General features: G+C 62.0%; 13 protein-coding genes. 9 read left to right on the top strand and 4 right to left on the bottom strand.

Translation table 11 applies throughout. The annotated features are described in order from the left end of the window. Window positions 1-958 (bottom strand): aldehyde dehydrogenase family protein (locus EPO09_RS10555; RefSeq protein ID WP_290642870.1); only part of this gene is annotated, 958 nt, incomplete at its 3' end. A gap of 41 nt (window positions 959-999) precedes the next feature. After that, window positions 1,000-1,461: a hypothetical protein gene (locus EPO09_RS10550; protein ID WP_290642868.1), complete on the bottom strand. Its 462-nt coding sequence runs from the start codon at window positions 1,459-1,461 to the stop codon at window positions 1,000-1,002. A 183-nt stretch (window positions 1,462-1,644) separates the two neighbouring features. On the opposite strand from EPO09_RS10550, the gene EPO09_RS10545 reads away from it, so the two are divergent. Further along, a complete protein-coding gene (locus EPO09_RS10545) occupies window positions 1,645-1,890 on the top strand; it encodes an RNA-binding S4 domain-containing protein (RefSeq protein ID WP_290642866.1) in 246 nt (81 codons plus the stop codon). Between the two features lie 103 nt (window positions 1,891-1,993). Continuing rightward, complete coding sequence (locus EPO09_RS10540) at window positions 1,994-3,640, top strand: acyl-CoA synthetase (protein WP_290642864.1); 1,647 nt, start codon at window positions 1,994-1,996, stop codon at window positions 3,638-3,640. Window positions 3,641-3,662: 22 nt separating this feature from the next. On the opposite strand, the gene EPO09_RS10535 is transcribed toward EPO09_RS10540, so the two are convergent. Continuing rightward, window positions 3,663-4,139, bottom strand: a complete 477-nt coding sequence (locus EPO09_RS10535; RefSeq protein ID WP_290642863.1) for a DUF302 domain-containing protein — start codon at window positions 4,137-4,139, stop codon at window positions 3,663-3,665. Window positions 4,140-4,387: 248 nt separating this feature from the next. On the opposite strand from EPO09_RS10535, the gene EPO09_RS10530 reads away from it, so the two are divergent. Genes EPO09_RS10530 through EPO09_RS10515 form a run of 4 tightly spaced genes read left to right on the top strand, consistent with a single transcriptional unit; the run spans window position 4,388 to window position 9,942 of the window. Then, window positions 4,388-6,793, top strand: coding sequence for a diguanylate cyclase (locus tag EPO09_RS10530; protein ID WP_290642861.1), 2,406 nt, complete (start codon window positions 4,388-4,390; stop codon window positions 6,791-6,793). A 56-nt stretch (window positions 6,794-6,849) separates the two neighbouring features. After that, window positions 6,850-8,394, top strand: a complete 1,545-nt coding sequence (locus EPO09_RS10525) for a malonyl-CoA synthase (protein WP_290642859.1) — start codon at window positions 6,850-6,852, stop codon at window positions 8,392-8,394. Window positions 8,395-8,434: 40 nt separating this feature from the next. After that, a complete protein-coding gene (locus EPO09_RS10520; protein ID WP_290642857.1) occupies window positions 8,435-9,193 on the top strand; it encodes a class II aldolase/adducin family protein in 759 nt (252 codons plus the stop codon). Next, window positions 9,190-9,942: a hypothetical protein gene (locus EPO09_RS10515; protein ID WP_290642856.1), complete on the top strand. Its 753-nt coding sequence runs from the start codon at window positions 9,190-9,192 to the stop codon at window positions 9,940-9,942. The genes EPO09_RS10520 and EPO09_RS10515 overlap by 4 nt, the downstream gene beginning before the upstream one ends. On the opposite strand, the gene EPO09_RS10510 is transcribed toward EPO09_RS10515, so the two are convergent. After that, entirely contained in the window at window positions 9,920-10,810 is an 891-nt protein-coding gene (locus tag EPO09_RS10510) for an acyltransferase (RefSeq protein ID WP_290642854.1), read from the bottom strand. The genes EPO09_RS10515 and EPO09_RS10510 overlap by 23 nt on opposite strands. A 254-nt stretch (window positions 10,811-11,064) precedes the next feature. Here EPO09_RS10510 and EPO09_RS10505 point away from each other — a divergent pair, with 254 nt between their 5' ends. The 3 genes from EPO09_RS10505 (at window position 11,065) to EPO09_RS10495 (ending at window position 14,103) form a co-directional block, all read left to right on the top strand. Further along, the gene (locus tag EPO09_RS10505; RefSeq protein ID WP_290642852.1) at window positions 11,065-12,036 is read left to right on the top strand and encodes an HD domain-containing phosphohydrolase; all 972 of its coding nucleotides are present in this window, start codon (window positions 11,065-11,067) and stop codon (window positions 12,034-12,036) included. Window positions 12,037-12,150: 114 nt separating this feature from the next. Continuing rightward, complete coding sequence (gene ppk2 / locus EPO09_RS10500; protein ID WP_290642851.1) at window positions 12,151-13,068, top strand: polyphosphate kinase 2; 918 nt, start codon at window positions 12,151-12,153, stop codon at window positions 13,066-13,068. 105 nt (window positions 13,069-13,173) lie between these two features. Then, entirely contained in the window at window positions 13,174-14,103 is a 930-nt protein-coding gene (locus tag EPO09_RS10495; RefSeq protein ID WP_290642849.1) for an ion channel, read from the top strand. The last annotated feature ends 182 nt before the right edge of the window (window positions 14,104-14,285 follow it).

The raw sequence follows: 14,285 nt of genomic DNA, 5'->3' as shown, positions 1-14,285 counted from the left end.
CCTGCAGCAGGCCGGCAATGCGCTGTGTATGACGCTGGTTGATCACGCGGGTGAAGTCCGGGCTCTTGCGCTGGGCTTCGGGCGTGGCACCGAAACGCTCGGCGATCACGTCACGGCAGGCCGCAACGAAACGGTCCTTGACCGACTCGTGCACATACAGGTGGTCAGGCGCCACGCAGATCTGGCCGCAGTTGGTGAACTTGCCCCAAAGCAGGGTCTGGGCAGACAGCTTCAAATCAGCCGACTCGTCAACGATCACGGGCGACTTGCCACCCAGCTCCAGCGTGACGCTGGTCAGGTGCTTGGCAGCAGCGGCCATCACCACCTTGCCCACTGCGGGCGAGCCGGTGAAGAAGATGTGGTCGAAAGGCAGCTCCAGCAGGGCTTGCGATGTCTGCAGCGCGCCTTCAAACAGCGCGACCTGATCGCTCGGGAAAATCTCGGCGATCACTTCGGCCATCACGGCGCTGACCGCAGGCGTCATTTCCGAAGGCTTGAGGATGACGGTGTTACCGGCAGCCAGAGCCGACACCAACGGGCCGAAGCACAGGTTGAGCGGGAAGTTCCATGGGGCCACGATCAGGCAACGACCACGCGGCTGGTACTCGATCCAGCTCTGCGTGAACATGGTGGCCATCGTGGGCCACACACGCTTGGGCGTCGACCACTTCTTCAGGTTCGAGATCGCATGGCGGATTTCGTCCAGAACTGGCATGAACTCGGTGGCTTCCACTTCGGACGCCGGCTTGCGGTAGTCCAGCTGGAAGGCGTTGTAGAACGCTTCGCGACGGGCCATCATGGCATCGCGCAACTTCTTCAGGCGTGCTATGCGCTCGGCGACAGTCGATTCACGCCAGGCGGTTGCCGTGGCGAGTTGCGACTCGAACACCCGCTGGATATCAGCAGGGTTGGATTCGCCGGTGTGGGGGTCAACGATGTGCATATTGGGTCGGTTCATGCTTTGTCTCCATCGGTCAGGTCAGCCGGCCTTCACTTCATTCAGGCCTTGGTTTTGACAGCCTTGGGTTTCGTAACCTTGGCAGCTGCCTTCTTCGCGGGGACTTTGACGGCAACTGCCTTTTTGGCAGGCACCTTCTTGTCTTCTTTTTTATCTGTTTGCTTGGGTGCAGATTTCGTGGCCACTGGCTTCTTGGCAGCAGCCTTCTTGGCAGGCGCCTGCACGGGTGCAGCCGAACCTGCCAATCCAGCCCGGATCAAACGATCAACGAGTGCGTTGAGGTTGCCGCCCTCTTGCTCGGCCAGCTCACGCAACTGGCGAGCCAAGTCCACGTGAAGCTTCACCGCAAAAGGCATCAGACCAGCTGCCTGATCCATCTTGCGTTGCTCGCGGCGATCCGGCAAGGCGTTGGCGTCTTGCGCAAAACGGCCCGGCGTGCCAGCCTGCTGCATCTGGCCCGCAATCTTCTTGGCCAGGTGTTTAACCAGATCAGTTCTCTTCATGTGTCAGTGGGTGCCCCTGAACGAGGACAATAGCAACCTTGAAAGCCATGGCCCCATTTTGGAAAGCCTGGCACGGGCTGCAAGGTATCTGAATACACAGCAGCCCACAATCCCACGATTGTGCACTGACTGTGCAACCGTTCACACCCCAGCGGCTTACGCAACAACCCTGATTCCTGTCTCATGGCGCCACTTCAACAAATCACCTTCGAACTGCGCGGCGAGTTCATCACGCTTGACAAGTTGCTCAAGGCCTGCAGCCTGGCTGACAGCGGCGGGCGCGCCAAGACCTTGGTGGCCGAAGGCCGTGTTCAGGTCGATGGGCAGGACGAACTGCGCAAAACGGCCAAGATCCGCGCCGGCCAGGTCGTGAGCATCCAGGGTGCGCGCATCAAGGTCGTGCCCGAGGGCTCGTCCGAAACTGCCTGACCTGGCAGTACGTCATTCCCGCAAAACACGAAAATCCATGACGATCCCAATGTGAAGCGCAGGGTTTCTGCGGCAGGATATCGGCTCCCACAAGGAGACCTGCATGAGCAACATCTTCGAGCAAGACCTGCCACGAACAGAAGCCAACTTCGCTGCCTTCACGCCCCTGTCCTTCATCGAGCGCACGGCCACCGTCTACCCCAATCGGCTGGCCATCGTCCACGGTGATCTGAGGCAGACCTGGGGCCAGACCTACAGCCGCTGCCGGCAACTCGCCAGCGCGCTCACCCAACGCGGCATCGGCCTGGGCGACACGGTCGCCGTGATGCTGCCCAACACGCCGCCCATGGTCGAAGCGCACTTCGGCATCCCCATGGCCGGCGCCGTGCTCAACACACTGAACACCCGCCTGGACCCCGAAGCCCTGGCCTTCATGCTGGACCACGGCGAGGCCAAGGCCATCATCGTGGACCCGGAGTTCAGCGCCGTCATTGCCAAGGCCCTGCCCTTGCGCCAGACGCAACGCGACATCCTCGTGATCGATACCGAGGACGCGCTCTACACCGGCAAGACCGAACGCATCGGCAGCATCACGTACAACGAGCTGGTTGCCAGTGGCGATGCCGAGTTCGCGTGGCAGATGCCGGCCGACGAATGGCAGGCCATCAGCCTGAACTACACCTCGGGTACCACCGGCAACCCCAAGGGCGTGGTCTACCACCACCGTGGCGCGGCCATGAACGCCGTCTCCAACATCCTCGAATGGGACATGCCCAAGCACGCCACCTACCTGTGGACGCTGCCCATGTTCCATTGCAATGGATGGTGCTTCCCCTGGACGGTGGCCGCCCGCGCGGCCGTCAACGTGTGCCTGCGCCGCGTGGACCCCAAAGCCATCTTTGACGCCATCCGCACCCACAAGGTGAGCCATTACTGCGGCGCGCCCATCGTGCATGCCGCACTGGTGGCCGCCCCGGCCGATCTCAAGCAAGGCATCACGCACCAGGTCAAGGCCATGGTGGCTGGTGCGGCGCCGCCTGCCGCGATGATCGAAGGCATGGAGCAACTGGGCTTCGATCTGACCCACGTCTATGGCCTGACCGAGATCTACGGCCCCGCCGCCGTGTGCGTGAAGCATGAGGAATGGGACCAGATGGATGTGGGCGAACGGGCGCGACTCAATGCGCGCCAGGGCGTCAACTACCACCTGCAACGCAGCGTGACCGTGATGGACCCACTGACCATGGAGCCCGTACCCGCTGATGGCGAGACCATGGGCGAGATCATGTTCCGCGGCAACATCACGATGAAGGGCTACCTGAAGAACCCCAGAGCCACGCAGGATGCCTTCCGCGGTGGCTGGTTCCACACGGGTGACCTGGCTGTGATGTACCCCGATGGTTACGTCAAGATCAAGGACCGCAGCAAGGACATCATCATCTCGGGCGGCGAGAACATCTCGTCCATCGAAGTGGAAGACGTGCTCTACCGCCACCCTGCCGTGATGGCTGCGGCCGTGGTCGCCAAGCCGGATGAGAAATGGGGCGAAACGCCTTGCGCCTTCATTGAACTGAAGGCCGGCGCACAGGTGACCGTGGAAGACATCATTGCCCACTGCAAACAGCATCTGGCGGGCTTCAAGGTGCCACGCGCCGTGGTCTTCGGCGAGTTGCCCAAGACCTCGACCGGCAAGATCCAGAAGTTCGAGTTGCGCAAGGTGGCCGGCTCGGCTCAGGCGATCAACGTCTGAACCCCAAAGAGCCGCAAAGCCATCAGGTGATGGCCGCCCTGACGAGTTCAGGCAGGGCGGTTACCTTGCGCAAAGTCTGAGGTGACACGCCCTCTGGTGGCACCACGGCAGACGGATCCGTCAAAGACACCTCCGTCTGCCCATCAGGCAAGGCCCGAATCAGCACCGTCCACGGCAACTCAGGCAAGGACTGACCTTCGGCCTGCAGCATGGGCGTTTGCCCACCTTCATCACCCACGACCAGCACGCGCGCCTCGCCTTGATCGGGCCTGCCGCCAGGCGGCGCCACGACGGTCCTCAACAGCACAGGCAGGCCGCTGCGGCGCACCGAACGCTCGATCTGCCGAGCCGTTTCGTCTGCGCCGTATTTGCTGGTCATCGTGATACGCGATCCGTAACCCTGCCTGTCCTCTTCCACCTCATCGCGCTGAGGCCAGCGCCCGGCGACCAGCAGGATCAGCGCCATGCAACCTGTCATCCAGTATCGAGTCATGCGCATTTGCACCCTCCAGGTGTTGATACCTTGAGATCTGGTCAGCTTGCGCAAGTTCAAGCCCCACCATGTGCCTTTACGTTTCGTGATGTAAAGCAGCTTGTCGCGCTCTGTCAAAACGGCTCTCAGCGCACGTAAATATCCCAACCCACAGCTACAACTTTCTGCGTAACATCGCTGCTTCAAGTGATCGGCCACAACAAAAACACAGCCGACACGGGAGTGTTGATTGCCCAGTTGCTGGAGCCTTGTGAATGCCCGCTGCCCCGATTCCGTCAGACGAAAATATCAGACTGGCGGCCTTGCGAGATCTCGATCTGCTGGACCAGGAAGGCGACCAGGAACTCAACCGGATCACGGCGCTCGCGGCTTGCGTGCTGGACGTGCCGATCTGCCTGGTCTCGCTGGTTGACGAAGAGCGCTTGTGGTTCGCTGCGCATCACGGATCTGACGGCAACCAGTGGCCACGCGAGCTGAGCTTTTGCAGCCATGTGGTGCACGGCAAGAAGGCCATCATGGCCCACGACCTGCGCCTGGATGATCGCTTCGCGGATAACGATCTGGTCGTGCGGCGCCTGCCGCCCATGCGCTTTTACGCCGGCGTGCCGCTGGTGTTTGGCGAAGACCAGGTGGTGGGCACCCTGTGCGTGATGGACCAGCGCCCGCGCCATGACTTCGATGAACGCAAGTTGCAGCAACTGATCCGCTTCAGCGAGATCGTGCATGACCAGATTCGCCTGCGTCAGGAGCGGCTGCAGGTACAGCAAGCACACACACTGTTCTCATCGGGACCGGTTGGCACGGTGGTCTGGGATGCGCGCATGCAAAGCCACCCCACCTACCTGTCTGACAACCTGCACGACATCATCGGCAAGCGCTTGTCTGACGAACTGCGTCACGAGCAGCCCTACCTGGACATCGTCCATCCCGATGACCAGGAGGCCATGCGCAGCAGCCTCAGCAGCCACCATCAAGGCTATCTGCCTCAACTGGAGATCAGCTACCGCCTGCGCCCTTCGCCACGCGGTACGCGCTGGGTTCACCAGGTCAACAAGGCCGACTACAACGAGGCCGGCGAGTTGCAGCGCGTGCGCAGTTACCTGTTCGATCTGACGCGGCAAAAGCAACTCGAATCCTCGATCGAGGCCACGAAAGAACGGCTGTACCTCGCGCTCGAATCGGCCCGCATCGGCACCTGGGACGTCAACAACCAGACGCAGGAGCTGCTCATCAACGCGCGCGCCGCCAGCATGATGGGCTACCGCGAAGACGAAGTCGAACACAACAACCAGAGCTGGCTCGATCTGGTCCATCCGCATGATCGCGTCAACATCGACCGCGCGGCAGCAGACTACCGCAACCCGGCCATGGACGTGGTGGCGCTGGAATACCGCATCCGCCACAAGCGCGGCCACTACGTGTGGGTGCAAAGCCATGGCCGTACCGTTGAGCGTGAAGACAATGGCCGCCCGCGCCGCATTGTGGGCACGCTGATCGACATCACGGAGAGCAAGCAACAGGAATCACTGCGCAACCGCCAGCGTCAGTTGCTCAACCTGCTCAATCAGGCACAAACGAGCTTCCTGCTCAACCGCAACGTGCAAGATGCCTGCGAGGCCTTGTTCGAGCCTTTGCTGCGCATCAGCGAAAGCGCCTTTGGCTTCATCGGCATCGTGCAGCACGACGAACGCGGCCAGCCATATCTGAATGTGCCCACCATCTCGGATCTGGATTGGCGCAACCAAGGCAAGCATCGCCCCGGCCACCACGAACGCAAGCCCGATGGCATGCAGTTTCACCAGCTCGACAACCTGTTCGGCCACGTGATCACGCACAACACGATCGTGCTGACCAATGAGCCCGACACGCATCACGCCAGCCAGGGCACGCCCAATGGCCATCCGCCCCTGCGCAACTTCCTGGGCATGCCCATCCGCTTTGACAACAAGGTGCTGGGCATGATCGCGCTGGGCAACCGCCCGGACGGTTTTGACGAGCAGATGGTGCAATTGCTGGAACCGCTCGTTGTCACGCTGGGCACCCTCTTCCATGCACGGGATCAGGAAGTGGCACGCGTCAATGCCGAGCAGGAATTGCTGCGCCTGGCCACACGCGATGCCCTGACTGGCCTGGCCAACCGCCGCCACTTCTTTGACATCGCCGAGACCAGCCTGGTGCAGACCCGCCGTTATGGCACGCCCATGACGGTAGCCCTGCTCGATCTGGACCACTTCAAGCACATCAATGACACGCACGGCCATGCGGCTGGTGATGCAGTGCTCAATGCGTTTTCAGACATCCTGCGTGCGTCACTTCGCGACACCGACACGCCTGCGCGAGTAGGCGGCGAAGAGTTCGCCGTGCTGCTGACCAACACGCCCCTGAACGAAGCCCTCATTGCCCTGGAGCGGATTCGCCACACCCTGGATGAGACGCCCATCCACGTCGGTGGCCGCCCCATCTATGCCACCGTGTCGATCGGCGCGGTGCAGTGGACCGCCAATCACCTCGATGTAGACGGCATGCTGGCCCATGCGGACGCCGCCCTTTACGCGGCCAAACGCCATGGCCGCAACCGCGTGCAGCTCTACCATGCCGAGCTGATCCAGATGGAAGCCACAGCCACCCCAGCGCTGCGCGCGGCAAACGACGCAGCTTGAGTTACCGTATCGGGTGGTGCCATCCCAGTGCATCCACCACGACACGCACTCAAGCCATGAACCTGTTTACCGCCCTGCGCGCTGCCTGGCCTGCCACGCAGCAAGACACCGCCATCCTGACCGACAAGGGCCTGGCCTACACCTGGCAGGATCTGGAGCGTGCCACGGCCATGCTGGCCAATCTGCTCGACGGCCTGCATCTGCAAGGCGTGGACGACCGCCCGCCCGTGGTGGCCGCGCATGTCGACAAATCCGTTGAAGCACTGCTGCTGTATCTGGCCACACTGCGTGCAGGTTGCGCCTTCCTGCCGCTCAACCCGGCTTACCGCGCCACCGAGCTGGAATACTTCGTGGGCGATGCCAGGCCAGCGGTGCTGGTATGCCGCCCCGCCGATCAGGAATGGGTGATCCCCGTGGCCGCGCATGGCCATGTCGAGCACCTCTTCACCCTGGGTGACGACCGCACCGGCAGCCTGCTGGCACACGCCGCCCATCAGGACGATGTGCACGAGCCCGCCGTGCGCCAAGCCGATGAGCTAGCAGCCATTCTGTACACATCCGGCACCACAGGCCGCAGCAAAGGCGCCATGCTCAGTCACGGCAATCTGCTGAGCAACGCCAGCACCTTGCTGCGCCATTGGGATTGGCGTTACGACGACTGCCTGATCCACGCCCTGCCCATCTTCCACATCCACGGCTTGTTCGTGGCCTGCCATTGCGCCTTGCTGTCAGGCACACCCATGCGTTGGCTGGGCAAGTTCGATCCCGCCAGCGTATTGCGTGAGATGAACGATGCGCAAGGCCCACGCGTCACCTTGTTCATGGGCGTGCCCACCATGTATGTGCGCCTGCTGCAAGACAGTGGGCTCAATCAAGAGAGCACACAGCACATGCGCCTGTTCGTGAGCGGCTCGGCGCCCATGCTGATGGCCACGCACGAAGCCTTTGCCCAACGCACCGGCCAGACCATCCTCGAACGCTACGGCATGAGCGAGACCGGCATGCTGTGCTCCAACCCTTGTCGCGCGGTGGACGGCCCTCGCGTGCCGGGCAGCGTCGGCCGGCCCTTGCCAGGCGTGGGCGTGCGCGTCGTGGATGACAAGGGCGCGGAACTCACAGCCAACGCCATCGGCCAGGTTGAAGTCAAGGGCCCCAATGTGTTTGGCGGCTACCTGGGCATGCCCGACAAGACGGCCGAGTCCTTCACGCCAGATGGCTGGTTCCGCACGGGCGACGTCGGCCACAAAGATGCACAAGGCTATGTGCACCTCTCTGGCCGCGCCAAGGACCTCATCATCACGGGCGGCTTCAACGTCTACCCCGCCGAGATCGAAAGCCACATTGACAAACTGCCCGGCGTGATCGAATCTGCCGTGATCGGCGTGCCGCACCCGGACTTCGGCGAGGGCGTGGTGGCCGTGATCGTGGCCCAAGCTGGCCACGCGCTGCCGGAAGCAGACATCATCCGCACACTCAAGGACACGATCGCCGGCTTCAAGGTGCCCAAGCGCGTGTTCGTGGTGGATGATCTGCCGCGCAATGCCATGAGCAAGGTGCAAAAGAACCTGCTGCGCCAGACCTACGAAGGCACGTTCAAGTAAACAAGCCGCTTCCCTTTCAACACCCAATGAGGAGACAAGCATGGACATCCCATCCCTGAAGGACAAGGTCAGCCCTGAAGAATGGCAACTGCGCGTGGACCTGGCTGCGGCCTACCGTCTGGTGGCGCTGTATGGCTGGAGCGATCTGGTGTTCACGCACATCTCGGCGCGCATCCCCGGCCCCGAGCATGCCTTCCTCATCAACCCCTACGGTTTGATGTTCGACGAGATCACGGCCTCCAGCCTGGTCAAGGTCGATCAGAACTGCAACAAGCTCAGCGACTCGCCCTTCTTCGTCAACCCAGCCGGCTTCACCATCCACAGCGCCGTGCATGCCGTGCGTGAAGACGCCGGCTGCGTGCTGCACACGCACACGCGTGCCGGTGTGGGCGTGTCGGCCCAGAAGAACGGCGTGCTGCCCATCTCGCAACAAAGCACCTTCGTGCTGGCCTCGCTGGCTTATCACGAGTACGAAGGCGTGGCCTTCCGTGACGAAGAAAAGCCCCGCCTGCAAGCCGACCTGGGTGACAAGAATTTCCTCATGCTGCGCAACCACGGCCTGCTGACCGTGGGCCCCACGATCGCAGATGCCTTCCTGAGCATGTACATCTTCGAATCCACCTGCCAGATCCAGTTGGCCGCACAATCCGGCGGCGCAGAATTGACCGAGGTCAATCCGCTGATCCTGCAAGGCGTGGCGCAAGCCATGAAGGTACAAACTGGCGGCATGGGCGGCGCCTTTGTGTGGCCTGCCCTCATCCGCAAACTCGACCGAACCGATCAAAGCTACAAGACATGAAAAAAGTATGGATCATCAGTGGCCTGGTGGCAGCCTCCTTCGCACTGGGCACCGTGATCGTGATGGGGCATGACATCTTCTCGCCCCACGATGCCAGCCAGGCCCCGGCCAGACCCAGCGGCCTGCCCTGGCAGGTCGAGGCCCTGCCCAATGGCGCCAGCAAGGTCATGGGCCTGACACTGGGGCCAACAGGTGCGGTCGGCACGGCCAGCACAATGGGAGATGCACAGCAGTTGTGGGGCGAGGCCATGCAAGTGGCCATCATTGCCGCACCTGGCGAAGATGGTTTGCTGGAGGCCTTTGTGGACCCAGCCAGCGCGGGCTTCATCACGGGCAAGATCGTCATCACGGCTCGCCTGGACAGCGCTGACCTGCGTGCCATGCGTGAACGCGCCATCAAATCAGAGTTCATGGAAAGCACGACGCGCAAGTACCAGCTCACGCCAGCCGATCTGCAAACCGCCTTGAAAGCCCCGATCACGGCCCTGAGCTTCATTCCTCAGGCCAATCTGGATGCCGACACCGTCATCGCCCGCTTCGGGCAGCCCGCCGAGCGTGTGCGCAGCAACGGGCATCTGGAGCACTTCCTCTACCCAGCCAAAGGCCTGGATCTGGCGCTGGACACCGAGGGCAAGGAGTTGCTGCAATACGTGGCACCAGCCGAATTCGATCGGCTACGTCATCCCCTGATCCAGGCGGCAGCCGCTTCCTCAGCGACTGCTTCGACTACTTCAGCTTCCCAGCCTTGAAGTCCGCCGTGAGCTGATCGATCTCCTGATCCTTGGCCTGCCAGATGCCATTGATCCACTGCTGCAGGTGACCACGAGACGGCGGCTCGCCGGCCTCGTTGACCAGCACGTCCTTGGGGATCTCGACCTGGCGTACCGACACGATCACGTCTTCGATGTTGCCGGTCAGCAGGTCCACAAAGGTGGGCACGCCCTTGGGATACACGATGGTCACGTCCAGCATGCAGTTGAACAACTCGCCCATGGTCTCCAGGGCCATGCCCACGCCACCGGTCTTGGCCTTGAGCAGGTGCTTGTAGGGCGTCTTCTGCTCCTTGGCCTTGGACGGCGTATAGCGCGTACCCTCCATGAAGCTGATCACGGACGTGGGGATCACCTTGTACTTCTCGCAAGCCTTGCGCGCCGTTTCCAGATCCTTCTTGGCACTGGCGCCGCCCTTGCGTTTCATGAAGGGAAAATCCAGCGCCCACCAGGCCAGGCCCATCAGCGGCACATAGATCAGCTCGTGCTTGATGAAGAACTTCAGCAAGGGGATCTTGCGGTTGAACACCTTCTGCAGCACGAGGATGTCCACCCAGCTCTGGTGGTTGCTGCTGACCAGGTACCAGCCCTTGTAGGTGAACTTGTCCAGTCCGACCAGATGCCAGCGCGTGCGCCCCACCGCCGCCATCCACATGCTGTTGACCGCAATCCATGTCTCGGCGATGTGGGACAGGATGAAATCCACGATCAGGCGCACAAAGCGGAAGGGCAGCACCAGCTTGACCAGTGCCAGCGGAAAGACCAAGGAGAAGGCCACCACGATGTTGACGACCAGCACGATGCTGGCCAGCGCACCCTTGATGAAGGACGAGATCCGATGAAGCATGACGGGTTGGGACAGATCGCCCCCAAGAAAAAGCGACAGGTGGCGATTATGTGCACAGATGTACAGAAATCCTTCGGTAGCAGATCAAACTGGTGCTGCACTGCGGCATGCAGGATTTGCGGGTTTCGCGTGCCGTCGTTCACAAGCCCAGGTCATTTATGGGTTTGAGCCCTCTGTGCATCTGAACGGTGCTGTCGTAATGTGTGGCTCACTGATCTCCATTCCACGTCAGGTATTGAAACAAGTGAGACCCCATGCAGGCCAGCTCCTTCGCCGTCCTTGACGAACGCCCAGCCCCAGCCAGCCAAGACGCATCGGCCCCTGCCGCCAGCAACAAGCTGGTCGCGCTGTGGCACCAGTGGCAGGCCTTGGCAGACGACCTCATGCCCTTGCTTTTGACGCCGCGCACCTGCCACGACTTTCTGGGCGACATCACGGTGTGCGCCGGCACCGTGATGTCACTGATCAGGCAAGCGCCGGACATCGGCATCTTTCACATGGTCTTTCCCAACCCGGACAAGATGCACCGCTACAGCGTGCTGCATGCCATGCACACGGCCATGCTGCTGGCCTTGATCGGGCAACGCAAGGACTGGGGCGACAAGCGCACCGCCAGTGCCGTCAAAGCCGGGCTGACGATGAACCTGTCCATCACCAATCTGCAAATCGAACTGGCCTTGCAGTCAGCGCCGCTGACCAGCGCGCAACGCGAGGCCATCGACACCCATCCCTTGACCAGCTGGAAACTGTTGCAGGATCTTGGCGTGCAAGACGAGGAATGGCTGATCGCCGTGGCCCAGCACCATGAACAACCCGATGGCAAAGGCTACCCCCAAGGGCTGACTGATCTGCATCAGATGGCTGACGCCATTCGCACCTGCGATGTGTTTGGCGCCAAGATCAGCCCACGCATTGGCCGCACGGGCATGCCCACGCCACGTGCAGCATCCGAGATCTTCCGCCAACGCAGCGCAGGCTACTTCGGGGCCACGATCATCCGCGAACTGGGCTTGTACCCACCTGGCTGCCTGGTTGAACTGGCCACCGGCCACCACGCCGTGGTCGTCAAACGCAGTTGCGATCCCAACGCACCCGACGTGGTGACGCTACCGGCACTCGAACGCTGCCGCGCCACGCAAGGCAGTGGCCGCCACATCATCGGGGCCGCCTCCGACCAGAGCTGGGCGGAGCGCATCTCGGCCGAACAGGCGCTGGTGCACGCCTGATGAACACCTGACATCAGCAAGGCATACCCGAGTACCTCACTCAACTCATCATCAAACCGACACAAAGGTCTGGCAACGTTTTTGGTTTGTGAGTTCACGAACCAGATCTGCCCTATGTCCAGCCCTACACCGCCCATTGACCAGGATCTCCTGCGCCGTCTGCAAGACGACGTGATCGACAGCTACGACGAAGAGCTGGAAATGGAGATCGATGACCGCCTGCTGGGCGGCGAGCTGCAAGCGCTCAGCGCTGAAGCCCGCGAGACACGCCGCATGTATTTCCGCGAGCTGTTTCGCCTGCAAGGTGAGCTGGTCAAGCTGCAGGACTGGGTGGTGCACACCGGCGCTCGCGTGGTGGTGCTGTTCGAAGGGCGCGATGCAGCCGGCAAAGGTGGCGCCATCAAGCGCATCACGCAGCGGCTGAACCCGCGTGTGTGCCGCGTGGCCGCCCTGCCCGCCCCCAATGACCGTGAGAAGACCCAGTGGTACTTCCAGCGCTATGTGGCCCACCTGCCCGCAGCCGGCGAGATCGTGCTGTTCGATCGCAGCTGGTACAACCGTGCCGGCGTCGAGCGTGTGATGGGCTTTTGCTCCGACGATGAGCTGGAAGAGTTCTTCCGCTCCGTACCCGAGTTCGAAAAGATGCTGGTGCGCAGCGGCATTCGGCTGTTCAAGTACTGGTTCTCGGTATCGGACGACGAACAGGAAGCCCGCTTCATTGCCCGCATCCAGGATCCGCTCAAACAATGGAAGCTCAGCCCCATGGACCTGGAAAGCCGCCGCCGCTGGGAGGACTACACCGGCGCCAAGGAGGTGATGCTGGAGCGCACCCACATCCCTGAAGCCCCTTGGTGGGTTGTACAAGCCGTGGACAAGAAACGCTCACGCCTGAACTGCATGCACCACTTGCTGCAGCAGATGCCTTATCACGAGATCGAACACGAGCCCGTGGCCTTGCCTCCACGCGTGCGCCGCGAGGACTACATCCGCCAGCCTGTGCCTCACAGCATGATCGTCCCTGAAATCTATTGAAGACTTCACGACAAGCGCCCTCGCATCCGCATTAGCCCGCACCCACAAATGATCACCCGGGCGTAGACTGGTTTTCAACGAAGTCTTGCGAAGGAGGGCCCACCCATGGTGACCTCTCGGACCAGTCTCCTGGCCCTGTTCATGCGCCTGATGGCGGTAGCGCGCTACCGCTTCATCGCCGAGCTGACCGGCATGTTCATGCTGATGTGGGTCGTAGGCGCTGCGCTGGTCTATTACTTCGAAGCGGGCCACAGTGCCAAGGTGCACTCCTTCGGCGAGGCCTTCTACGGCCTTCTGGTCACGATGACGACCTCAGGTGATTCGGCCGTGCAGCCCATCACCACACCTGGCCGGGTCGTCGTGGGCATCGCCCTGATCCTCTCCAAGCTGTTGACCGCCCTGCTCTGCGCGCTGGCGGCCGCCGTTCTCATCGAGCGCAAGGTCAAGGAAGACATGGGGTTGAAAATGCACAAGCTGAGCCAACACGTGGTCATCGTCGGCTGGAACCTCAAGGGGCCCCAGATCATCCGCACCCTGCGCAGCGAGCCGCAATACGAACACGCGCCCATCCTGGTCATGGCCGATCTGGATCACAAGCCCATAGACGACCCGCTGCTGCTGTTCACCCGTTCCAGCTACCCCATTCGCGGTGAAGCGATTGATCGGGCATGCATGCCGGACGCTGCCACCATCGTCGTGCTGGCCAACTACGCTGAAAAACAGAACGCGGATGCGCTCACGGCCATCAACTGCATGGTGGCGCGCAAGGCCAATCGCGACGCCCGCATCATCGCGGAGTTGCTGGACCCCAGCCAGCGTGTGTACATCGAAGCGGCCGGGGCCGATCTGGTTGTGGGCATCGGCGAAGTGGGTGGCTTCCTGCTGGCCGAGGCCACCATCGGCAACGAGCAGGCGCGCCAGTTGCTGCACTTCGTGGCCGAATCAGGCCACAAACCCACCAAGGAACAAGCCGCGCTGGCCAACCACGCCAGTCACGAGATCCCTGTCCGCGAGCCAGCCTGTGCCACAAAGTAGTGGGGCCACACACGCGCCGCCCAAACACGGTACGCTAGTGCGTTTTGCGCCCTGGTGGAGCCTGTACCCGTGCTGAGCTGGTTTGAACGACTGATCGATCCCTATCCTGAAACGCCGCCATTGGTGCCGCCCAAAGGCTTCTTCGCCTTTGTCTGGGCCGGTACGCACGGCCAGCGCCGCTT

Source organism: Aquabacterium sp. (genome assembly GCF_004297345.1).
Classification (GTDB): domain Bacteria; phylum Pseudomonadota; class Gammaproteobacteria; order Burkholderiales; family Burkholderiaceae_C; genus Aquabacterium.
This window is presented reverse-complemented; position numbering and strand designations above follow the sequence as displayed.

What these genes read in the sequence shown, in the direction of transcription:
- EPO09_RS10515 (WP_290642856.1), top strand. Translation starts at nt 9,190, where the DNA reads ATGAAAAAAGTATGGATCATCAGTGGCCTGGTGGCAGCCTCCTTCGCA.
- EPO09_RS10530 (WP_290642861.1), top strand. Translation starts at nt 4,388, where the DNA reads ATGCCCGCTGCCCCGATTCCGTCAGACGAAAATATCAGACTGGCGGCC.
- EPO09_RS10520 (WP_290642857.1), top strand. Translation starts at nt 8,435, where the DNA reads ATGGACATCCCATCCCTGAAGGACAAGGTCAGCCCTGAAGAATGGCAA.
- EPO09_RS10495 (WP_290642849.1), top strand. Translation starts at nt 13,174, where the DNA reads ATGGTGACCTCTCGGACCAGTCTCCTGGCCCTGTTCATGCGCCTGATG.
- EPO09_RS10535 (WP_290642863.1), bottom strand. Translation starts at nt 4,139, where the DNA reads ATGCGCATGACTCGATACTGGATGACAGGTTGCATGGCGCTGATCCTG.
- EPO09_RS10545 (WP_290642866.1), top strand. Translation starts at nt 1,645, where the DNA reads ATGGCGCCACTTCAACAAATCACCTTCGAACTGCGCGGCGAGTTCATC.
- EPO09_RS10550 (WP_290642868.1), bottom strand. Translation starts at nt 1,461, where the DNA reads ATGAAGAGAACTGATCTGGTTAAACACCTGGCCAAGAAGATTGCGGGC.
- EPO09_RS10505 (WP_290642852.1), top strand. Translation starts at nt 11,065, where the DNA reads ATGCAGGCCAGCTCCTTCGCCGTCCTTGACGAACGCCCAGCCCCAGCC.
- EPO09_RS10540 (WP_290642864.1), top strand. Translation starts at nt 1,994, where the DNA reads ATGAGCAACATCTTCGAGCAAGACCTGCCACGAACAGAAGCCAACTTC.
- EPO09_RS10525 (WP_290642859.1), top strand. Translation starts at nt 6,850, where the DNA reads ATGAACCTGTTTACCGCCCTGCGCGCTGCCTGGCCTGCCACGCAGCAA.
- EPO09_RS10510 (WP_290642854.1), bottom strand. Translation starts at nt 10,810, where the DNA reads ATGCTTCATCGGATCTCGTCCTTCATCAAGGGTGCGCTGGCCAGCATC.
- ppk2 (WP_290642851.1), top strand. Translation starts at nt 12,151, where the DNA reads ATGTCCAGCCCTACACCGCCCATTGACCAGGATCTCCTGCGCCGTCTG.